Source organism: Pseudomonas triclosanedens, from assembly GCF_026686735.1.
Classification (GTDB): domain Bacteria; phylum Pseudomonadota; class Gammaproteobacteria; order Pseudomonadales; family Pseudomonadaceae; genus Pseudomonas; species Pseudomonas triclosanedens.
Genome location: NZ_CP113432.1, coordinates 4,754,847 through 4,775,882 on the forward strand (window position 1 = coordinate 4,754,847; position 21,036 = coordinate 4,775,882).

Below are 21,036 nucleotides of genomic sequence, written 5' to 3' on the forward strand. Positions count from 1 at the left end.
CGCCGTCCCCTCCTCTCCTAATCGCCCAACGCTTCCAAAACCCTGCGCAGTCGCTCGACCGTCGCCGGAGCGCACGACTGCATCGGCTCGCGCAGCTCATCGGCAATCATCCCCTGCAAGGCCAGCGCCGCCTTGATCGCCGCCGGGTTCGGCTCGGCGAAGGCCGCCTGGATCCAAGGCAGCAGGCGGTAGAAGGTGCCTCTTGCGGCAGACACATCACCAGAGTCCACCTGGCGCTGCATACGCACGAAAAGATCGGCGCGTATGTGGGCGGAGGCGGAAATCGCCCCGGCGCCACCCAGGCACAGGTTGCTGAATATCTGCAGATCCTCCCCCGTCAGCACTTCGACCTCGCCATCGGCGATCAGCGCGAGGGTGGTTTCGATGTCGCCTGCACAATCCTTGATCGCGGCGATGCGAGGGTGGCGGACAATGCGGCGCAGGGTTTCACGCTCGATGCGCACCCCGGTGCGATAGGGAATGTCGTAGAGCACCAGCGGCACACGGGAAGCATCGGCCAGTGTGCGGAAGAACACCTCCAGCCCTGCCTGGGACGGCCGGATGTAGTAAGGCGCCGGAACCAGCACGCCAGCCAGTGGACGGCTCTGGATCTGCTGCTGGAACGCCAGCAGCTCACGCAGATTGTTGCCAGCCAGCCCCATGATCACCTGGTGTGGCGGTACCCACTGCAGTACTGCGTCGAGCACTGCGAGTTGTTCGTCATGGCTGAGCGCCGCCGCTTCGCCCGTAGTACCGCACACCACGAAGCCCCTGACGCCATCTTCCAGCAGTCGGCTTACCAGGGTGTGCAAGGCAGGGAAATCGATCTCCCCGCCTCGGAATGGCGTGGCCAGGGCAATCCAGATTCCGCGAAAAGTAGACATGCAAAAAACTCCTTGTGGCTGACCGTCTGGTCGCCGTCAGGGAGGGCTGTGGGAATCACGCGGAAGAGCGCCTTGTGTGTCCTGTCAGCCCATCTGACGGGACAGCACGCCCCGGTCAAATGAGCGACTGTTTCTTCGATTTCTTGGCAACGACGATGCATGCGCCAGCCAGGGCGGAGAAGCCCGGCAGTGGCAGCGAATGATCGAGGTTGGCAAGCATGGGCAATCCGGTATGCGAATCAGGTCCTGATAGTGCGCAGGCTCGCCTCAGGCTGTCAACCAGGCACCAGCGTCTATGCTGGATCAACGACAACGCAGTCTTGGAGATGTGAAATGAAGCGTCGCGAACTGGGCCAGTCGGGGCTGGTCATTCCGCCCTTGGTGTTCGGCGGCAACGTGTTCGGCTGGTCCGCCGACGAAGCCATGTCGTTCCGCCTGCTGGACGCCCTGCTGGATGCCGGGATCAACTGCATCGATACCGCCGATGTCTATTCGCGCTGGGTGCCCGGACATGTCGGCGGCGAATCGGAAGCCCTGATCGGCAAGTGGCTGAAGAAAACCGGCAAGCGTAATCAGGTGCTGATCGCCACTAAGGCCGGCATGGACATGGGAAATGGCCACAAGGGCCTGTCAGCGGTGTACATCGAGCAAGCGCTGGAGCGTTCGCTGAAGCGGCTGCAGACCGATTACATCGATCTCTATCAGTCGCATTGCGACGACCCGCACACTTCCGTGGAGGAAACGATGGGCGCCTTCGGCGAGGCGGTGGAGCGCGGCAAGGTCCGGGCCATCGGCGCCTCCAACTTCGACGCCAAGCGCCTGCGCGAAGCCCGGGAAGTCTGCGACCGCCTGAAGCTGCCGCATTACCAAAGCCTCCAGCCCAACTACAACCTCTATGATCGCAGCGACTACGAAACGCGGCTGGAGCCAACCGTGAAGGAGCTGGGGCTAGGCGTCATCAACTTCTACTCCCTGGCTGCCGGCTTCCTCACCGGCAAGTACCGTAGCGAAGCGGACCTGGGCAAGAGCAGCGTGCGCGGCTACAAAGTGAAGAATTACATGACCGAGCGCGGCTTCGCCATCATCGATGCCCTGGAAGAGGTAGCGGGCGGGCTGAGCGCAACACCGGCACAGGTGGCGCTGGCCTGGCTGATGGCACGCCCCAGCATCACAGCCCCCATCGTCAGCGCGTCGAAGCTGGAGCAGTTGCCGGACCTGATCGCGGCGGTCGAGCTCAAGCTCAACGAGGAGGCCATGCAGCGCCTGAACACGGCCAGCGCCTACTGAGGAAACTATAGGGAACGCCAGACCGCGTGGCATCAATGGCGGCAACGACAGCATGGGTAACGCGCCGACCTGAAACTCCGCGCAGGAGCGCGCCAGGCGCGTGGCACACTCCTACAGGCAAGCGCCGTTACGGCTCGATGCTGAACCGGTCCGCATCCAGATTGGCCGGGAAGCGCTCACGGTAGGCGGCCAGCTCGGCGGCGCTGAGGGAGATATGGAACACGCCGTCGGCATCACCCGCCGCGAGCAGGCTGTCGCCCTGGAAATCGAGCACCTGGCTATCGCCGGAGTAAGCATGGCCCTTGCCATCCTCGCCCACGCGGTTGACCGCCGCGACGTAGCACAGGTTCTCTATGGCCCGCGCCGGCAGCAGACGGTTCCAGTGCTGGCGGCGTGCGGCCGGCCAGTTGGCGGTATAGAGCAGCAGGTCGGTGTCCTGTGCATCGCGGCTCCACACCGGGAAACGCAGGTCGTAACAGACCAGCGGGCGAATCCGCCAGCCCTTCCACTCCAGCAGCACCTGCTGCTCGCCCGGCGTGTAGTGCTTGTGCTCGCCCGCCATGCGGAACAGGTGGCGCTTGTCGTAGTGCTGCACCTCGCCGTCCGGGCGCGCCCAGAGCAGGCGGTTGCGATGGCTGCCGTCGGCGGCGCGAATGATCACGCTGCCGCAGACCACGGCATCGAGCTTGGCGGCCTGGCCACGCAGCCAGGTGTAGGTCTCGCCCTCCTCCGCCTCGGCCAGCGCCTCGGAGTCCATGGAGAAGCCGGTGGTGAACATCTCCGGCAGAATCACCAGATCCGCGCCGCGAGCGTTCTCCAGCAGCGCGTCGAAGCGCTCGCGGTTGGCCTTGGCGTCGTGCCAGACCAGGGTGGTCTGCACCAGAGCCAGCTTGAGGTCGGGCAGTTGGCTCAGATCGCGCATAGTCTTTCCGCCGCCTGACGCAGCGTCTCCTCTTTTTTGGCGAAGCAGAAACGCACCAGGCGCATGTCCGCCGGGGCCTGCTGGTAGAACACCGAGACAGGGATGGCGGCCACGCCGTGTTCGCGGGTCAGCCATTCGGACATGGCCACGTCGTCGAGGTCCGGGCGGATCACCGAGTAGTCGACCACTTGGAAGTAGGTGCCGGCGGCGCGCCGGAAACGGAAGCGCGAGCCTTCCAGCAGGTCGCAGAACAGGTCGCGCTTGGCCTGGTAGAAGCCTGGCAGCTCGCGCAGGTGCTCAGGGTGCGCCGCCATGAAGTCGGCCAGCGCCCACTGCAGTGGAGTCACGCCGCAGAAGTTCACGTACTGGTGAATCTTGCGCATCTCCGCCGACAGCGTCGGCGGCGCCACCACATAGCCGGTTTTCCAGCCGGTCACGTGGTAAGTCTTGCCGAAGGAGCTGATGACGAAGGCGCGTGGGTACAGTTCGTCGTGGGCCAGCACGCTGGCATGCTGCACGCCGTCATAGATCAGGTGCTCGTAGACCTCGTCACTGATCAGGTAGATCTCGCGGTCGCGGATCAGCGCCGCCAGGCGGTCGAGGTCCGCACGGTCGATCAGCGCGCCGCTGGGATTGTGCGGGCTGTTGAGGAAGATCAGGCGGGTACGCGGGGTGATGGCGTCAGCCATGCGCTGCCAGTCGATGCGGAAGTCCGGAAGGCTCAGCGGCACATGCACGCAGCGACCGCCGGCCAGTTCCACCGAGGGCTCGTAGCTGTCGTAGCAGGGGTCAAGGACAATGGCCTCGTCACCAGCGCGGATCAGCGCCTGTACCGCGCAGAAGATCCCCTCGGTCGCACCGGGAACTATGGTCACCTCGGCGTCTGCGCTGACGTTGCGACCATAGAAGCTGGCGACCTTGGCCGCGACCTGTTCGCGCAAGGCCGGCAAGCCGGTCATCGGGCTGTACTGGTTGTGCCCGGCCATTACGTGGCGGGCGACGGCTTCGAGCAAGGGCGCGGGGCTATCGAAGTCGGGGAAACCCTGAGAGAGGTTCAGCGCACCACATTCGGCGGCGAGCTGGGACATGCGGGTAAAAATGGTCGTGCCGACGTTCGGCAGTTTGCTGGTGAGCATGGCGTGACTACAGGCTGCGGACGATAGGTGGAGGGCTCCTACTCTATCGCCTGCAGCCGGGCGCCAGAAGTACGAAAGACGTTATTTACGTTTGTCTTTCTTTTTCTTCTCGGCCTTCTTGTGGTGCGACATCAGCCGGCGCTTCTTGTTGACCTGGCGTTCGGTGAGCTGGGTCTTCTTGCCTTCGAAGGGGTTGTCGCCGCCCTTGTACTCGATGCGGATCGGCGTACCGACCAGCTTGAGTACACGTCGGTAGGTCTTCTCCAGGTAACGGGTGTAGGCCTTGGGCACGGCATCTACCTGGTTCCCGTGGATCACGATCAGCGGCGGGTTGGCACCGCCCAGGTGAGCATAACGCAGCTTGATGCGGCGGCCATTGATCATCGGCGGCTGGTGAACCTGGATGGCGTCTTCGAGGATCTGCGTGAGCTTGCTGGTAGGCCAGCGGGTCACGGCCGAACGGAACGAATCCTGTACCGACTTGTACAGGTGGCCGACCCCGGTGCCGTGCAGCGCGGAGATGAAATGGATGTCGGCGAAGTCGGCGAACATCAGCCGGCGCTCCAGCTCGGTCTTCACATAATCGCGCTCGGCCGATTCCATGCCATCCCACTTGTTCAGCGCGATCACCAGCGCACGGCCAGTCTCCAGCACGAAGCCCAGCAGATTAAGGTCGTGCTCGACCACACCTTCGCGGGCGTCCATGACGAAGATGACCACGTTGGCGTCCTGAATCGCCTGGAGGGTCTTCACCACGGAGAACTTCTCCACAGCCTCGAAGATCTTCCCGCGGCGGCGCACGCCGGCAGTATCGATGAGGGTGTACTTCTCTTCGTTACGCTCGAAGGGGATATAGATGCTGTCGCGGGTAGTGCCGGCCTGGTCGTAGACGATCACACGCTCTTCGCCGAGCATGCGGTTGACCAGGGTGGACTTGCCAACGTTAGGGCGGCCGATGATGGCGATCTTGATGCCATCCTTCTCGCTCGGACCGGGGATGCGTTTGGCTTCCTCACCCTCGGCAACTTCTTCCAGTTCGCCGGGCAGGTCGTTGTCTTCCGGCGCCTCGGGCTCGGGAGTGAACATGTCCCCCAGGGCTTCCTGGAGCATCTGGGTGATGCCGCGACCGTGGGCCGCGGCGATGGGAATCGCGTGGCCAAGGCCCAGCGGGCTGAATTCGGCGCGGGCGATGTCAGGATCAACGGTATCGACCTTGTTCGCCACCAGGAAGCTGCGCTTGTTCCGCTTGCGCAGGTGCTCGGCGATCATCTGGTCGGCGGCGGTCAGGCCCGCGCGGGAGTCGACCATGAACAGGACAGCGTCAGCCTCCTCGATGGCCTGCAGTGACTGCTCGGCCATCTTGGCATCGATACCTTCTTCGTCACCGGATATACCACCAGTGTCGATGACGATGAATTTCTTGCCCTGCCACTTGGCCTCGCCGTACTGGCGGTCGCGGGTCAGACCCGCGTACTCGGCAACGATAGCGTCGCGGGTGCGAGTCAGGCGGTTGAACAGGGTGGACTTGCCGACGTTGGGGCGGCCCACCAGGGCTATTACGGGAACCATGCGGCTCTCCAGGAAATTTGATTTTCAGAAAACACGACGGCCGCTGCCGTGATCTACGGCAGCGGCCGGCAGTAACACCCAGCTTAGCGGAGCGTGTAGGCGACCAGCTTGCCGCTGTTGCCGAACACGTACATCCAACTGCCGACTACCAACGGGCGAACCCGCACGCCGTCGCCATCGACCTTCTCGCGGCCAACGAAACGACCATCCACCTGGCTCAGCAGGTGAACGTAACCCTCCAGGTCACCGACCACCACGTTGCTCGAGAACACTGCCGGAGCCGACAACTGGCGGCGAGCAAGGGCGTCGTTGCTCCACAGCGAGGACGAACCACGGGAATCAAGGCTTTCCACGGTACCGCTGGCCTGGGCGACGAATACGCTGCCGGTGCCTTCGGCCACGCCGACATAGCTCGACGCTTCGCGCTGCCACAGGACTCGGCCCGAGCTTACGTCCAGAGCTGCGGCACGCCCCTGGTAGCTGGCGACGTAGAGAACGTTGTCGACCAACAGCAGGCCGCCGTCGATATCGACCACGCGATCCAGCTCGGAGCGGCCCTGAGGAATAGCTACGCGCTGCTCCCAGACCGGCAGGCCACGCTGCACATCCACTGCAACGACCTTGCCGCTGGCCAGGCCGGCCAGCGCAAGGCGGCCGGCGATCAGCGGAGCGCCGGTACCGCGCAGGGTCAGCACGGGGACAGTGCTTTCGTAGAGCCAGCGCTGGTTACCGGTGGAGGCATCGAAAGCGACCAGTTTGTCGTCCTGGGTCTGCACCACCACCACGTCACCGTTGGTGGCCGGAGCGGCCAGCACTTCGCTGGTGACCTTGGCGCGCCATTTCTGCTCGCCGGAACCCGCGTCCAAGGCAATCACATCGCCACGCAGGGTGCCGAGCAGAACAAGGCCGTTGCCTACGCCAACCGCGCCGGAAACCGGCAGGTCCAGGTCTTTTTTCCAGAGTACATCGCCGCTTTCACGCTGGATCGCCATGACCCGGCCTTCGGCGGACGCGGCGTAGATGGTCTGGCCATCCACCGCCGGTTCGAGCAGGTTGTAGAGCTCGCCCTGGCCGTCGCCGACCGAGCGGCTCCATTGCTTCTCCAGGCGAACCTCTTCCTTGAAATCGGTCAGTTCCGCCGGCGGCAGTTCTTTCTTGCTGTTGCTGCTGCAACCTACGGCCAACAGAGTCAGCGCGAGCAGCGCGGCGTGCTTCCAACGCAGCATGTCAGGCGTCTCCCTTGGCCAGGTCATCGAGCTTCATCTGCAGAGCGCCGACAGCGGCATCCTCTGGCAGCGCGGCCTTGGCCTTTTCATAGGCGGCACGGGCTTCGCCTTCACGCTTGAGCTGCACCAGCAGATCGCCACGCAGTTCCTCGCGTGTGGCGACATAGGCCTTCTCTACCTTTGCGTCGAGCAGCTTCAGCGCATCCTCAGCCTTGCCCTGGGCACCCATCACCCGGGCCAGACGCTGACGCGCCAGTTCGCCGAGGGTGGCATCGACCGGCTTGTCGACGATCGCCTTGAGTTCAAGTGCAGCGTCATCCAGCTTGCCGCTCTCCACGGCGACCTTGGCGACGAACAGGCGGCCATACTGGGAATACGGAGTCCCGGCATATTCGGTAGTGAGCTTGCCTGCCAGCTCGGCGACCTTGGCGGTATCCGGCTTGCCCGTTGGGTTCAGTGCGGTTTCCAGCAGGGCCTGGTAGACCACGGAGGCGCCCTGGGCCTGGTTGGTCTGGTACTTTTTCCAGGCCTGCCAGCCGAACACCACTACCAGCGCCAATGCCGCGCCAGTCAGGAGGGGCATGCCATTGCGCTGCCACCAGTCCTTGATGTCCGCCAGTTGTTCTTCTTCGGTACGCGTGCTCACCCCAATACTCCTATTCGGTCTTTTCTCAGGCCTGCTGCAGACAGGCTGCCAGGTGCTCGGGCAGAGCGTCCCAGGCGATATTCTGTTGTTCGCCCTCGCCACGCAGGGGCTTGAAACCTACCACGCGATTGGCCAGTTCGTCGTCACCCAGAATCATTGCGAACTGTGCACCGCTCTTGTCGGCTTTCTTGAACTGGCTCTTGAAGCTGCCGCCGCCGGCATTGACCAGCAGGCGAATGCCGGGGATGGCATCGCGCAGACGCTCGGCCAGTGCCAGACCAGCCAGCTCGGAAGCCTCGCCGAAGGCGCACAGATAGAGGTCCGCCGGGCGATTGAGTTCATCCGGTACTACGCCGAGGGTCTCCAGCAGCAGCACCAGGCGCTCCACACCCATCGCGAAGCCGACACCGGGAGTCGGCTTGCCGCCGAACTGGCTGACCAGTCCGTCGTAACGACCACCGCCACACACAGTACCCTGGGCGCCGAGTTTGTCGGTGACCCACTCGAAAGCGGTACGGCAGTAGTAGTCCAGGCCGCGAACCAGCTTCTGGTTGATTTCATAGCGCAGGCCGACCGCATCGAGGCGAGCTTTCAGGCCCTCGAAGTGGGCGAGCGACTCTTCATCCAGGTAGTCGTGCAGGGTCGGCGCGCCGACCAGAAGGGCCTGGGTGCTTTCGACCTTGCTGTCGAGAATGCGCAGCGGATTGGTGGTCATGCGACGCTGGCTGTCTTCATCGAGCTGATCGAAGCGATCCTGCAGGTAGGCGACCAGGTCGTCACGATAACGCGCGCGAGCTTCGCTGGAGCCCAGGGTATTGAGTTGCAGGGTCACTGCATCGGCCATGCCCAGCTTCTTCCACAGGCGCCAGGTAAGGATGATCAGCTCGGCGTCGATGTCCGGGCCAGGCAGGTTGAAGACTTCCACGCCAATCTGATGGAACTGGCGATAGCGGCCCTTCTGCGGCTTCTCGTAGCGGAACATCGGGCCGGTGTACCAGAGTTTTTGTACCTGGCCGCCGCCACTGAGGCCGTGTTCGAGCACGGCACGCACGCAACCTGCGGTCCCTTCGGGACGCATGGTCAGGGATTCACCGTTGCGGTCGAGGAAGGTGTACATCTCCTTGTCGACTACGTCGGTGCCTTCACCGATACCGCGGGCGAAGAGTTCGGTGAACTCCAGGATCGGCAGTCGAATTTCGTTGTAGCCGTAACCGTCCAGCAGGCCGGCGAAGGTACGCTCCAGATAGCGCCAGGCCGGGGTCTGCTCCGGCAGGATATCGTTCATGCCACGAATGGCTTGCAGGGACTTGCTCACGTAGGGTCCTTGTTGCGATCAGCCGCGCACGATCAGTGCTGCGTCGGCCTCGGCCTTCTCGGCCGCCTTTTCGCGGATCAGCCGTTCCAGCTCATCCACCAGATTTTCGTTCTGCAGCTTCTGCGCAGGCTTGCCGTCGATGTAGATCAGGTTGCTCGGCGTACCGCCGGTCAAGCCGATATGCGCTTCCTTGGCCTCGCCTGGGCCGTTCACCACGCAACCGATCACGGCGACATCCAGCGGAACCAGCAGGTCTTCGAGGCGACCTTCAAGCTCGTTCATGGTTTTCACCACATCGAAGTTCTGCCGCGAGCAGCTCGGGCAGGCAATGAAGTTGATACCACGGGAGCGCAGGCGCAGCGACTTGAGGATATCGAAGCCGACTTTGATCTCTTCCACCGGATCGGCGGCCAGGGAAATGCGAATGGTGTCGCCGATACCTTCGGCGAGCAGCATGCCCAGGCCAACCGCGGACTTCACCGTCCCCGAACGCAACCCACCGGCTTCGGTGATGCCCAGGTGCAGGGGCTGTTCGATTTCCTTGGCCAGCAGGCGGTAGGCAGCCACGGCCATGAAGACATCGGAAGCCTTCACGCTGACCTTGAAGTTCTGGAAGTCCAGCTTGTCGAGGTAGTCGACATGGCGCATGGCCGATTCCAGCAGGGCCTCGGGAGTCGGCTCGCCGTATTTCTTCTGCAGATCCTTCTCCAGCGAGCCGGCGTTGACGCCGATGCGGATCGGGATATTGCGCTCGCGGGCGGCGTCCACCACGGCTTTCACGCGGTCTTCGCGCCCGATATTGCCAGGGTTGATGCGCAGGCAATCAACGCCCAGCTCGGCTACGCGCAGAGCAATCTTGTAGTCGAAGTGAATATCCGCCACCAGCGGGACATTCACCTGCCGCTTGATCCTGCCGAATGCCTCGGCGGCGTCCATATCCGGCACGGAGACGCGCACAATGTCGGCGCCAGCCTCCTCGAGACGGCGGATCTGGGCGACAGTGGCGGCAACGTCCAGGGTATCGGTGTTGGTCATGCTCTGCACGGCGATGGGGGCATCCCCACCCACCGGCACATTGCCCACCCAGATCTTGCGGGATAGGCGACGTTTGATCGGAGACTCGCAATGCATCTTACTGTCCACCCAACTTCAGGCGTGCGGTTTCGCCCCGGGACGGGGTCACATCGACCGGCTGGCCGTTATAGCTGACCTGAACGCCACGGGCGAAGCCCAGGCGCAGCTCCATCGGCACCTTGCCGGCCAGCTCCAGGGAATCACCCTTGCGCTTGAGCGCGCTGAACAGGACCTTGCCATCGGCATCGGTGAGCTGGGTCCAGCAGTCCTGAGTGAATTGAACCTTGACCACACCCTGACCGGCCGCGGCGACAACCGGAGCTGCAGGGGTGGACTCGGCTGGAACTGCCGGGGTAGCAGGAGCCACGGTCGCCTGCGGAGGAACCGCTGCGACCGGTGCGGCCGGAGCGGGAACGGCCGGCGCGGCGGCGGAGGCCGGTACACCAGGCGAAGCCGATGCGGCAGGCGGTGCGGCCTCGACCGGAGCCTCGGCAACCGCGTCGTCGCTCAACGGCTCGGCAGGGGCAGCCGGGGTATTGGCCTGATCCTCGGCGACAGCCTGGTCTTCAGGCTCGTCAAGGGTATGAATTTCGGTGGTGCCGTCAGCGCTCTCTACCTCGACATGCTCCATGCTGAGATTGCCGCTTTCCTGCGGTCGGGCCGAGCGTTCCTGCCACCAGAAGTAACCGAAGGCGATCAGCAGCGCGAGCAACACCAGGCTGAACAGGCGCAGCAGGTTGCGCGACAGGCGCACCGGCTCGACTACGCGACCAAGGCTCTGCACGTTGCTGCCGGTTGCATCGGTGCCGGTGTACTGGTCGAAGGCGGTGACCATCTGGGCCTGATCCATGCCCAACAGCTTGGCGTAGGCGCGGATGTAGCCGCGCGCAAAGGTGTGGCCCGGCAACTGCTCGAACGAACCCTGCTCCAACTGGCGCAGGGCGTTTTCCGTCAGATTCAGTTGCCCCGCGACCTGCGCGGTGCTCCAGCCCTTGCTCTCGCGTGCCTGACGCAGTGTCTCGCCAGGGTTGGCGCGGGTCGTGCCGATGACATCGGACTGCGACGTGTTCATCATTTTTCCGCCTGGTATGCCTGGTATTCAGGAGAAGCGGGATACAGGCGCTTGAGTTGCAGCCCGAAGCTGGCGGCGGTATCCCGGTCATCGAAAATCTTTGCCAGTCGAATCCCCAGCAAGAGGCTGCGCGCGGTCTGCGGCCCGATCTTGAGGTACTCGCCGTAGTAGGCGCGCGCCGGTACGTATTCGCGATCCTGATAGCTCAGGTCGGCCATCTCGATCAGCGCACCGGGCTGGTTGCGATTCAGGCGAATGGCCTTTTCAAAGAACTGCTTGGCCTGCGCGCGATCCTTCAGTTGCAGACTGACCAGGCCAAGGTTCTCGAAGATACGCGACCTCTCGGAGTAGAGGCCGTCTTCGGTGGCCTTCATGTAGGTATCGTAGGCTTCCTTGTAGCGTTTCTGCTCGAACAGGAAACTACCGTAGTTATTGAGAATGCGGGCGTCGCCGGAACGCGAGGACAATGCCTTGCGGAACTCGCTCTCGGCGAGCTTGGGCTCCATCTCGGTCTGGTAGACCACAGCCAGAGCGGCATGGGCGTCAGCGCTGGACGAGTCGATTTCCAGCGCCTGGCGCAGCGGCACCTTGGCCTGCTCGGTATTGCCCATCTGCAGGTAACCGATACCGAGCTGGATATAGGCGTCGCGCGCCTCGTTCCGGCCCTTGTCGGTTTTCATGGGATCCTGTTTGCCAGTCGTCACGCAACCCGTCAGCACGGTTGCCAACAGTAAGAACAGCGCGGCGCGCAGGGTCATAGGAATCCTCCCGGGTCAGTTTCGGTTGGCAGCGCTGGTCGCAGGCTCGGCCTCGGTGGCCAACTGTCGAACGGCGATATAGCGCTCGCTGCGGCGGGTGCGGTCCATCACCTGCCCCACCAGTTGTCCACAGGCGGCGTCGATATCGTCGCCGCGAGTGGTGCGTACGGTCACGTTGAAACCGCCCTTGTGCAACATGTCCTGGAAACGGCGAATGGCATTGTTGCTCGGCCGCTCGTAACCAGAGTGCGGGAACGGATTAAACGGAATGAGGTTGATCTTGCAAGGAAAATCCTTGAGCAACGCGATCAACTGCTCGGCGTGCTCGGGCTGGTCGTTGACGTTGGCAAGCAACGTGTATTCGACGGTCAGCACGCGCTCCTTGCCCAGGCGCGTGATGTAGCGATAGCAGGAGTCGAGCAGCATCTCCAGCGGGTACTTCTTGTTGATCGGCACCAGCTTGTTACGCAACTCGTCGTTCGGTGCGTGCAGCGACAGGGCCAGGGACACGTCGGTCACTTCGGCAAGCTTGTCGATCATCGGCACTACGCCAGAGGTGGACAGGGTCACCTTGCGCTTGGAAATGCCGTAGCCAAGATCCTCCATCATGATGCTCATGGCTGTCACGACGTTGTCGAAGTTCAGCAGCGGCTCACCCATGCCCATCATCACCACGTTGGTGATGGCACGGTCGATCTTGCCTGGAACGGTTCCGAACGACTGGTTGGCGATCCACACCTGGCCGATGATCTCGGCGGAGGTCAGGTCGCTGTTGAAGCCTTGCTTACCAGTGGAGCAGAAGCTGCAGTCCAACGCGCAACCGGCCTGGGACGATACGCACAGAGTGCCGCGACCGCCCTGCGGGATATACACGGTCTCGACGCAACTGCCCGAGGCCACGCGTACCACCCACTTGCGGGTACCGTCAGAGGAAATGTCCTGGCTGACGATCTCCGGAGGGCGAATTTCGGCAACGGCCTTGAGCTTTTCGCGCAAGGCCTTGCCGACGTTCGTCATGGCGTCGAAATCGACGGCGCCAAAGTGGTGAATCCATTGCATCACCTGGCCGGCGCGGAAGCGCTTTTCACCGATGGACTCGAAGAATTCCTCGAGCTGGGGTTTGGTCATGCCCAGCAGGTTGGCCTTTACAGCGGTATCAGTCATGGATTCACCCTCGCACACTCGCCTTAATCAGCGGATGCGCTCGCACACCTCGGTGCTGGAGAAGAAGTAAGCGATTTCGCGAGCAGCGGAAGCTTCCGAGTCGGAACCGTGTACGGCGTTCTCGTCGATGGAGACGGCGAAGTCGGCACGGATGGTGCCGGCGTCGGCTTTCTTCGGGTCGGTGGCGCCCATCAGCTCACGGTTGCGCAGAATGGCGTCTTCGCCTTCCAGAACCTGGACGACGACCGGACCGGAAGTCATGAAGGCAACCAGATCCTTGAAGAAGGGACGCTCTTTGTGCTCGGCGTAGAAACCACCGGCTTCGCGCTCGGACAGTTGGACCATCTTGGAAGCTACGACGCGCAGACCGGCTTTTTCGAAGCGGGTCAGGATTTCGCCGATGACGTTCTTGGCAACAGCGTCGGGCTTGATGATGGAGAAGGTACGTTGCAGGGCCATGGAAATAACTCCGGAAAGCAAGGTTGGTAAAGCCAAGAAGCCCCTGACAAGGCCAGGAGCTCCCGAGATTCAAGGGGTTGCCGCAAGCGACGTGCGAAGACACGGCGGGCGCGGGGCCGGCCCCAACTGCGGCAGGACCGGCGGCTCTGGAAATCCCGCGGGATTTTTTCAGAGCTCACCTAAAGATAAAACCCGCGAATTATACGCGGGTTCAGGACAAATGGGTACGCGGCTCACTCGAGCCGCACCTTCAGTCCGCCTCTTCGATCCAGGCCGCCTGAATGGCCTCCAGGACCTTCTCGCCGCCGCGCGAAGGATCGTCGCTGAACTCCGGCAAAGCCAGCACCCAGCGGTGCAGATCGACGAAATTCACGTAGCGCGGATCGACATCCGGCTTGGATTCGGCCAGTTGGATGGCGATTTCGAGCACATCAACCCATTTCAGACTCATCGCTGACGCTCCGCTCAGTGACCTTCGGACACCTGGTTGATGGTGTACTTCGGAATCTCCACCACCAGATCCTTGTCGCCGACCACCGCCTGGCAAGACAGGCGCGAATCCGGCTCCAGCCCCCAGGCCTTGTCCAGCATGTCGTCTTCCAGCTCGTCGGAAGGCTCCATGGAGCTGAAGCCTTCACGCACGATCACATGGCAGGTGGTGCAGGCACAGGACATCTCGCAGGCGTGCTCGATCTCGATGCCGTTGCGCAGCGCAGCCTTGATGATGGTTTCGCCCGGCTGGGCCTCGATCACCGCACCCTCAGGGCAATGTTCGGCGTTCGGCAGAAATACAATCTGCGGCATCTTGGTTCATTCCTCGATTTCGTTGAGCCGGCGACCGGCCAATGCGGCTTTTACGGTGGCGTCCATACGGCGCGCGGCAAAAGCGTCGGTCAACTGGGACAGGCGCTTGACCTGCTGCTCGATAGCCACGGTGTCGGTACCGACAGCCAGCTCGCGGAGGGCCTCCATGCCAGCATCGATGACCGCGCGCTCGTCGGCATCCAGCAGGCGCTCGCCGTCGACGTCCAGGGCCGACTGCACAGCCTCCAGCAGGCGCTGCGCCTCGACCTGCTGCTCGCGCAGGGCGCGGGCTGCCATATCGTCACTGGCATACTGGAAGGAGTCCTGCAGCATACGGGCGATTTCGCCATCGGTCAGGCCATAGGACGGCTTGACCTGAATGCTGGCCTCGACGCCTGACGACAGTTCGCGGGCAGAAACTCCCAGCAGGCCATCGGCATCGACCTGGAAACTCACCCGGATCTTCGCCGCACCCGCCACCATCGGCGGGATACCGCGCAATTCGAAGCGCGCCAGGGAGCGGCAATCCTTGACCAGCTCACGCTCACCCTGCAGCACATGGATCATCATGGCCGTCTGGCCATCCTTGTAGGTAGTGAACTCCTGGGCGCGAGCCACCGGAATGGTGGTGTTGCGCGGAATCACCTTCTCCATCAGCCCACCCATAGTTTCCAGGCCAAGCGACAGAGGAATCACGTCCAGCAGCAGCAGCTCTTCGCCGCGCTTGTTGCCGGCAAGCGCATCGGCCTGGATGGCCGCACCGATGGCGACCACCTGGTCCGGATCGATATCGGTCAACGGCTCGCGTCCGAACAACTCACCCACCAGCTCACGCACGCGTGGGACACGGGTGGACCCGCCAACCATGACTACGGCACTGACTTCCTCCAGCTCCACGCCGGAGTCGCGCACGGCACGGCGGCAAGCCTTGAGACTGCGCTGGATCAGCGGATCGATCAGCGATTCCAGTTGCGCACGAGTAAGCTCACCGGACCAGCCTTGGTAGCCCACGAGCACGCTCGCGCTGTCGGTCAACGCCTCCTTGGCTGCGCATGCAGCTTGCAGGAGGCTGCGCTGGGCGCCGGGATCGAGGTCAGCCGAGAGACCGGCCTGCTCGATGATCCAGCCAGCGATGGCATGATCGAAATCATCCCCCCCCAGGGCGGTGTCGCCGCCTGTAGCCAGCACCTCGAAGACACCGCGGGTCAGGCGCAGGATGGAGATATCGAAAGTACCGCCACCCAGGTCATAAATCGCGACGACGCCTTCGGCGTTCTTGTCCAGCCCGTAGGCGACCGCCGCGGCAGTAGGTTCGTTGAGCAGGCGCAGTACATGCAGGCCTGCCAGACGCGCAGCGTCCTTGGTAGCCTGGCGCTGGGCATCGTCGAAATACGCGGGAACGGTAATCACCGCACCGACCAGCTCACCGCCGAGGGTGGATTCGGCACGCTGGCGCAGCGCTCGCAGGATTTCCGCCGAGACTTCCACGGGGCTCTTGGCGCCCTGGACGGTCTCGATGAAGGGCATGTGCGACTCGCCCTGAATGAAGCGATACGGCAGTTGGCCGCCAAGCTGCTTCACATCTTCCAGGCCACGCCCCATCAGGCGCTTGACCGAGATGATGGAATTCAATGGATCCTGGGAGGCATTGGCACGAACACTCTCCCCTACCTCGGTGCGATCAGCGAGATAACGCACCGCCGACGGCAGAATCACTTCGCCATGTTCATCGGGCAGCGGCGCGGTGATGCCGCTGCGCACAGCGGCAACCAGGGAATTGGTGGTGCCCAGGTCGATCCCCACGGCCAGGCGACGCTGGTGTGGCTGGGGAGTCTGGCCGGGCTCGGCGATCTGCAATAGGGCCATGCGGTTTCTAATCAGGCTATCGGGCGCGGCCTGGGGCCACGCGAATTAATCGTCGAGTCGCTCTTCCAACTGGCGCACTTCCTGCGCCAGCTTGTCGAGGAACTGCATGCGGCGCACCAGGCGCTCCGCCAGATCGCGACGGGAAGCATCGTCCCAGATGTCGGCAAAATCCGTTTCCAACTGCTGCTGGGCCGATTTCAACTGTCGCTTGAACTGCGCAACGCCATCCAGATCAGCGCTGTCCTGCAGGTCTTCCAGATCCTCGCGCAACTGCATCTGCTGCAGAAGGAACTCAGGATCCTGCACCGTCGCCTCCAGCGGCAGCGCATTGCCACGCAGAGCCAGCAGGTACAACGCACGGCGCGGAGCGCTTTTCAGCGTCTGGTAGGCATCGTTGAGCTCGGCGGCTTTGGCCTGCGCCAGCCGCTGCTCGCGCTCGGAAGCATCGGCGAAACGATCCGGGTGCACGCTGCGCACCAGCTCGCGATAGCGGCTGCCAAGCGCTTCCAGATCGATTCGGAAGCCCGGCTGCAGGTCGAACAGCGCGAAGTGACAGGGACTACCCACACCCGACCTCAGACGTTGAAGCTTTCGCCGCAGCCACACTCACCGCGCACGTTCGGGTTGTTGAACTTGAAGCCCTCGTTGAGGCCTTCCTTGGCGAAGTCCAACTCGGTACCGTCGAGGTAGACCAGGCTCTTCGGGTCGATGATAACCTTCACGCCGTGGCTCTCGAACACCCGATCCTCGGCCGCCAGCTCATCGACGAACTCCAGCACGTAGGCCAGCCCGGAACACCCGGTGGTGCGCACGCCAAGACGAATACCCTCGCCCTTGCCGCGCCCCTCGAGGGAGCGGCGAACATGGTTGGCGGCGGCTTCGGTCATGCTGATGGCCATGGGAACTCCTTACTCAACGAATCGCAGATCAGAGAAGACCTTTCTTCTGCTTGTAGTCGCGCACGGCCGCCTTGATGGCATCCTCGGCGAGTACCGAGCAGTGGATCTTCACCGGCGGCAGGGCCAGTTCCTCTGCGATGGTGGTATTCTTGATCGATTCGGCCTCATCCAGGGTCTTGCCTTTCATCCACTCGGTGGCAAGGGAGCTGGAGGCAATGGCCGAACCACAGCCGTAGGTCTTGAACTTTGCGTCTTCGATCACGCCCTGTTCATTGACCTTGATCTGCAAACGCATAACGTCGCCGCATGCCGGTGCACCGACCATACCGGTACCGACGTCCGGATCTTCAGCATCGAGCTTGCCGACGTTGCGCGGGTTTTCGTAGTGGTCGATGACCTTGTCACTGTATGCCATGGCTAATCCTCACTTCTACGGGGCGGGTCAGTGGGCCTGCCATTCGACCTTGGACAGGTCGACACCCTCTTTGAACATATCCCACAGCGGCGAGAGCTCGCGCAGCTTGGAAACGGCTTCCACCGCCTGCTTGGCGGCGTAGTCGACCTCTTCCTCAGTAGTGAAGCGGCCGAAGGTGAAACGTATGGAGCTGTGCGCCAGTTCGTCGTTGCGGCCAAGGGCACGCAGGACGTAGGACGGCTCGAGGGAAGCAGAGGTACACGCTGAGCCCGAGGAGACCGCGAGGTCTTTCAGGGCCATGATCAGCGACTCGCCTTCGACGTAGTTGAAGCTGACGTTCAGGTTATGCGGCACGCGCTGGGTCAGGCTGCCGTTGATGTACAGCTCTTCCAGACCTTCCAGCTGCGCGTAGAAACGGTCACGCAGGGCGCGGATGCGCTCGTTTTCCTGGTGCATTTCTTCCTTCGCAATGCGGAAGGCTTCGCCCATGCCGACGATCTGGTGAGTGGCCAGGGTACCGGAACGCATGCCACGCTCGTGGCCGCCGCCGTGGGTCTGGGCTTCCAGGCGCACGCGCGGCTTGCGGCGCACGTAGAGGGCGCCAATACCCTTCGGGCCATAGGTCTTGTGCGCAGAGAACGACATGAGATCGACCTTGAGTTTCTCCAGGTCGATATCCACCTTGCCGGTGGACTGGGCGGCGTCCACATGGAACAGCACACCACGGGAGCGAGTCAATTCACCGATGGCAGCGATATCGTTGATGGTGCCGATTTCGTTGTTCACGTGCATGATCGACACCAGAATGGTGTCCTCACGCAGAGCCGCTTCGACCTGGGCCGGAGTGATCAGACCATCTTCGGTCGGATCGAGGTAGGTCACTTCGAAACCTTCACGCTCGAGCTGGCGAGTGGTATCCAGCACGGCCTTATGCTCGATCTTCGAGGTGACGATGTGCTTGCCCTTGCCGGCATAGAAGTGCGCAACCCCCTTGATCGCCAGGTTATCTGACTCGGTGGCGCCGGAAGTCCAGACAATCTCGCGGGGATCGGCATTGACCAGCTCGGCGACCTGGCGACGGGCGTTCTCGACAGCCTCCTCGGCCTTCCAGCCGAAGACGTGCGAGCGCGAGGCCGGGTTGCCGAAGTTGCCGTCCACCAGCAGGCAGTCAGCCATTTTCTGAGCGACACGCGGATCAACCGGGGTCGTGGCGGAATAGTCGAGGTAAATCGGCAATTTCATCAGGTAACTCCTACAGGCGGGCGTTCGCTCAATCGATGGCGGACGCTTCAATCTTGTCGAGGCGCGGCGTCTTGCCCGAACAGCGGCGCTCATCCTGGCGCTGGGCCACCTCTTGAACTTCGCGGCGCTCGACCAGGTCGGCGAGACTGATGCCGCTGAGGAACTCATGAATCTGCTGACTGAGATCACACCACAAGTGGTGGGTCAGACAGGTGTCGCCGGAATGGCAGTCACCCTGCCCCTGGCAACGAGTGGCATCCACCGACTCGTTGACCGCATCGATCACCTGAGCGACGTGAATGCCGGTCATGTCACGCGACAATTGGTAGCCGCCGCCCGGACCACGCACGCTGACCACCAGATTGCCACGGCGCAATTTGGCGAACAGCTGTTCGAGATAGGACAGGGAGATACCCTGACGCTCGGAGATATCGGCGAGAGAAACCGGACCACGCTGGGCGTGCAACGCCAGATCGAGCATGGCGGTGACGGCATAGCGGCCTTTGGTGGTCAATCGCATGGGAATTTCCGAAAGAATCGCTGGTTTAGGGAAAGTATGCTCTTTTCCGAGTATTTAAGTCAACTATAAGACCTATTACTTTAGTCGGAATTAACCAGCGGGCGGCGCGGTATTCTAGCAGAGGGCCATCGTCGGCGCATCACTGCGCCGACTTGCCTTCCAAATCCTTCACGCCCGCGAAGTCCTCCTCACGCAGAACCGGCAGATCCTTGGCGCAGTAGTCGCTCCCCAAGGCAGTCAGCGCTTTGCACATGCCTTCGAGGCGGCCATCCACGGCCTGCAGATGATCAAGCAACTGACCAATGGCGCGCGCCACCGGGTCCGGCATGTCCTGACTGACACCATAGGCATCGAAGCCCAGCTTCTCTGCCATAGCCTGGCGCTTGGCCTGCAGTTCGGCGTCATCCTTCATGATGATGCGGCCGGGGATACCGACCACGGTAGCGCCTGGCGGCACTTCCTTGGTCACAACGGCATTGGAGCCGACCTTGGCGCCAGCCCCAACGGTGAACGGACCAAGCACCTTGGCACCAGCCCCCACGACCACGCCATCAGCCAGCGTCGGGTGGCGCTTGCCCTTGTTCCAACTGGTACCACCCAGGGTCACCCCCTGATAGATGGTCACGTCATCACCAATCTCGGCAGTCTCGCCAATGACGATCCCCATGCCGTGGTCGATGAAGAAGCGCCGACCGATCCTCGCCCCGGGATGAATCTCGATGCCGGTCATCCAGCGACCGAAATTCGACACCAGGCGCGCCAGCCACTTCCAGCCGGAGGTCCACAGCGCATGCGCCAGGCGATGCAACCAGACAGCATGCAGGCCGGGGTAGCAAGTGAGCACCTCGAACGCATTGCGCGCCGCCGGGTCACGATGAAATACGCTCTGGATATCTTCGCGTACACGCTCAAACATCTTGATCACTCCGCTTGGAAAGCTCCCCACGAGCAGCCTTCTGTGTTTCGGTGAGAATACCCCTCAGGATATTCATCTCCAGCTTGCTGATGCCGCTGCGACCGTACAGGCGCCGCAGGCGTGACATGAGATGCCGGGGCTTCTGCGGATCGAGGAAGGCGATATCCACCAGCGTGGACTCCAGGTGCGAGTAGAAGCGTTCCAACTCATCCGCCGTCACCGGCAGGCTGTTGAGCATCGCCGTGGTTTCCACCTTCTCCTGCTTGGTTGGCTGGCCTTGTGCAGCCAGCCAGGCCATGCGCACCTCATAAACCAGCACCTGTACCGCAGTCGCCAGGTTCAGCGAGCTGAACTCGGGATTGGCCGGGATATGCACATGGAATTGACATCGCTGCAATTCCTCATTGGTCAAACCTGCGTATTCGCGACCGAAAACCAGAGCGACCTCCCCACCCTGCGCCACATGTTGCAGGCTGGTAGTAGCGCACTCGCGAGGATCGAGCAGAGGCCAGGGAATGCGACGATCACGCGCACTGGTACCGAGCACCAGGCTACAACCGGCGAGCGCCTCCTCCAGGGTCGGTACGACCACGGCGGCATCGAGGATGTCATCGGCACCGGAAGCCCGCGCGCGCGCTTCGCCACTGGGGAAATCCATCGGATCGACCAGCACCAGGCGCGACAGGCCCATGTTCTTCATCGCACGGGCCGCGCCGCCGATATTGCCGGGATGGCTGGTATTGACCAGCACCACGCGAATTCTGTCGAGCAACGCCAGCGACTCCACACTTAAAGCGAAAGGGAGGGAATCCTACCGCAGCGGTGGGTCTTGCGCCACGCAGCCGACAGGTCACTCTATGAC

At 62.6% G+C, this 21,036-nt stretch carries 23 protein-coding genes; 1 reads left to right on the forward strand and 22 read right to left on the reverse strand.

The genetic code is table 11. From position 1 onward, the window contains the following. Window positions 1–17: 17 nt before the first annotated feature. Complete coding sequence (dapA, locus tag OU419_RS22015; protein ID WP_254470629.1) at window positions 18–884, reverse strand: 4-hydroxy-tetrahydrodipicolinate synthase; 867 nt, start codon at window positions 882–884, stop codon at window positions 18–20. Between the two features lie 333 nt (window positions 885–1,217). Here dapA and OU419_RS22020 point away from each other — a divergent pair, with 333 nt between their 5' ends. Next, window positions 1,218–2,171 (forward strand): aldo/keto reductase, encoded by a 954-nt coding sequence (locus OU419_RS22020; RefSeq protein WP_254470628.1) that lies wholly within the window; start codon window positions 1,218–1,220, stop codon window positions 2,169–2,171. A gap of 127 nt (window positions 2,172–2,298) precedes the next feature. Here OU419_RS22020 and OU419_RS22025 read toward each other — a convergent pair whose 3' ends face one another. From OU419_RS22025 to trmJ, 21 genes are all read right to left on the reverse strand, one after another. Beyond that, window positions 2,299–3,093 carry an amidohydrolase gene (locus OU419_RS22025; protein ID WP_254470627.1) on the reverse strand — a complete coding sequence of 265 codons (795 nt, stop codon included), beginning with the start codon at window positions 3,091–3,093 and terminating at the stop codon, window positions 2,299–2,301. Beyond that, entirely contained in the window at window positions 3,081–4,229 is a 1,149-nt protein-coding gene (locus OU419_RS22030; RefSeq protein ID WP_254470626.1) for a pyridoxal phosphate-dependent aminotransferase, read from the reverse strand. The genes OU419_RS22025 and OU419_RS22030 overlap by 13 nt, the downstream gene beginning before the upstream one ends. Window positions 4,230–4,310: 81 nt before the next feature. Then, the gene (gene der, locus OU419_RS22035) at window positions 4,311–5,798 is read right to left on the reverse strand and encodes a ribosome biogenesis GTPase Der (protein WP_254470625.1); all 1,488 of its coding nucleotides are present in this window, start codon (window positions 5,796–5,798) and stop codon (window positions 4,311–4,313) included. 83 nt (window positions 5,799–5,881) lie between these two features. Beyond that, window positions 5,882–7,024, reverse strand: a complete 1,143-nt coding sequence (gene bamB / locus OU419_RS22040) for an outer membrane protein assembly factor BamB (RefSeq protein ID WP_254470624.1) — start codon at window positions 7,022–7,024, stop codon at window positions 5,882–5,884. Between the two features lies 1 nt (window position 7,025). Next, a complete protein-coding gene (locus OU419_RS22045; RefSeq protein ID WP_254470623.1) occupies window positions 7,026–7,670 on the reverse strand; it encodes a YfgM family protein in 645 nt (214 codons plus the stop codon). Between the two features lie 25 nt (window positions 7,671–7,695). Further along, window positions 7,696–8,985, reverse strand: coding sequence for a histidine--tRNA ligase (hisS, locus tag OU419_RS22050; protein WP_254470622.1), 1,290 nt, complete (start codon window positions 8,983–8,985; stop codon window positions 7,696–7,698). An 18-nt stretch (window positions 8,986–9,003) separates the two neighbouring features. Beyond that, entirely contained in the window at window positions 9,004–10,116 is a 1,113-nt protein-coding gene (gene ispG / locus OU419_RS22055) for a flavodoxin-dependent (E)-4-hydroxy-3-methylbut-2-enyl-diphosphate synthase (protein WP_254470621.1), read from the reverse strand. 1 nt (window position 10,117) lies between these two features. After that, window positions 10,118–11,134 (reverse strand): RodZ domain-containing protein, encoded by a 1,017-nt coding sequence (locus OU419_RS22060; protein WP_254470620.1) that lies wholly within the window; start codon window positions 11,132–11,134, stop codon window positions 10,118–10,120. Continuing rightward, on the reverse strand, window positions 11,131–11,889 hold the full coding sequence (pilW, locus tag OU419_RS22065; RefSeq protein WP_254470619.1) for a type IV pilus biogenesis/stability protein PilW: 759 nt from the start codon (window positions 11,887–11,889) through the stop codon (window positions 11,131–11,133). Before pilW ends, OU419_RS22060 begins: the two co-directional genes overlap by 4 nt. Before the next feature lie 15 nt (window positions 11,890–11,904). Beyond that, a complete protein-coding gene (rlmN, locus tag OU419_RS22070; protein ID WP_254470618.1) occupies window positions 11,905–13,053 on the reverse strand; it encodes a 23S rRNA (adenine(2503)-C(2))-methyltransferase RlmN in 1,149 nt (382 codons plus the stop codon). A 27-nt stretch (window positions 13,054–13,080) separates the two neighbouring features. Continuing rightward, window positions 13,081–13,512: a nucleoside-diphosphate kinase gene (gene ndk, locus OU419_RS22075; RefSeq protein WP_015478499.1), complete on the reverse strand. Its 432-nt coding sequence runs from the start codon at window positions 13,510–13,512 to the stop codon at window positions 13,081–13,083. A 250-nt stretch (window positions 13,513–13,762) separates the two neighbouring features. Beyond that, entirely contained in the window at window positions 13,763–13,963 is a 201-nt protein-coding gene (gene iscX, locus OU419_RS22080; protein WP_017522288.1) for a Fe-S cluster assembly protein IscX, read from the reverse strand. 14 nt (window positions 13,964–13,977) lie between these two features. Then, entirely contained in the window at window positions 13,978–14,316 is a 339-nt protein-coding gene (gene fdx / locus OU419_RS22085; RefSeq protein ID WP_254470617.1) for an ISC system 2Fe-2S type ferredoxin, read from the reverse strand. Between the two features lie 6 nt (window positions 14,317–14,322). Further along, window positions 14,323–16,182 carry a Fe-S protein assembly chaperone HscA gene (gene hscA, locus OU419_RS22090; protein ID WP_254470616.1) on the reverse strand — a complete coding sequence of 620 codons (1,860 nt, stop codon included), beginning with the start codon at window positions 16,180–16,182 and terminating at the stop codon, window positions 14,323–14,325. A gap of 45 nt (window positions 16,183–16,227) precedes the next feature. Then, window positions 16,228–16,749: a co-chaperone HscB gene (gene hscB, locus OU419_RS22095; RefSeq protein ID WP_254470615.1), complete on the reverse strand. Its 522-nt coding sequence runs from the start codon at window positions 16,747–16,749 to the stop codon at window positions 16,228–16,230. A gap of 8 nt (window positions 16,750–16,757) precedes the next feature. Continuing rightward, window positions 16,758–17,081 (reverse strand): iron-sulfur cluster assembly protein IscA, encoded by a 324-nt coding sequence (iscA, locus tag OU419_RS22100; protein WP_254470614.1) that lies wholly within the window; start codon window positions 17,079–17,081, stop codon window positions 16,758–16,760. Between the two features lie 28 nt (window positions 17,082–17,109). Next, window positions 17,110–17,496, reverse strand: a complete 387-nt coding sequence (iscU, locus tag OU419_RS22105) for a Fe-S cluster assembly scaffold IscU (protein ID WP_009616164.1) — start codon at window positions 17,494–17,496, stop codon at window positions 17,110–17,112. Between the two features lie 27 nt (window positions 17,497–17,523). Next, window positions 17,524–18,738 (reverse strand): IscS subfamily cysteine desulfurase, encoded by a 1,215-nt coding sequence (locus OU419_RS22110; protein ID WP_254470613.1) that lies wholly within the window; start codon window positions 18,736–18,738, stop codon window positions 17,524–17,526. Between the two features lie 28 nt (window positions 18,739–18,766). Further along, window positions 18,767–19,258: a Fe-S cluster assembly transcriptional regulator IscR gene (gene iscR, locus OU419_RS22115; RefSeq protein ID WP_254470612.1), complete on the reverse strand. Its 492-nt coding sequence runs from the start codon at window positions 19,256–19,258 to the stop codon at window positions 18,767–18,769. 139 nt (window positions 19,259–19,397) lie between these two features. Further along, on the reverse strand, window positions 19,398–20,174 hold the full coding sequence (gene cysE / locus OU419_RS22120) for a serine O-acetyltransferase (RefSeq protein WP_254470611.1): 777 nt from the start codon (window positions 20,172–20,174) through the stop codon (window positions 19,398–19,400). Beyond that, on the reverse strand, window positions 20,167–20,946 hold the full coding sequence (gene trmJ / locus OU419_RS22125) for a tRNA (cytosine(32)/uridine(32)-2'-O)-methyltransferase TrmJ (RefSeq protein WP_254470610.1): 780 nt from the start codon (window positions 20,944–20,946) through the stop codon (window positions 20,167–20,169). The genes cysE and trmJ overlap by 8 nt, the downstream gene beginning before the upstream one ends. Between the last annotated feature and the right edge of the window lie 90 nt (window positions 20,947–21,036).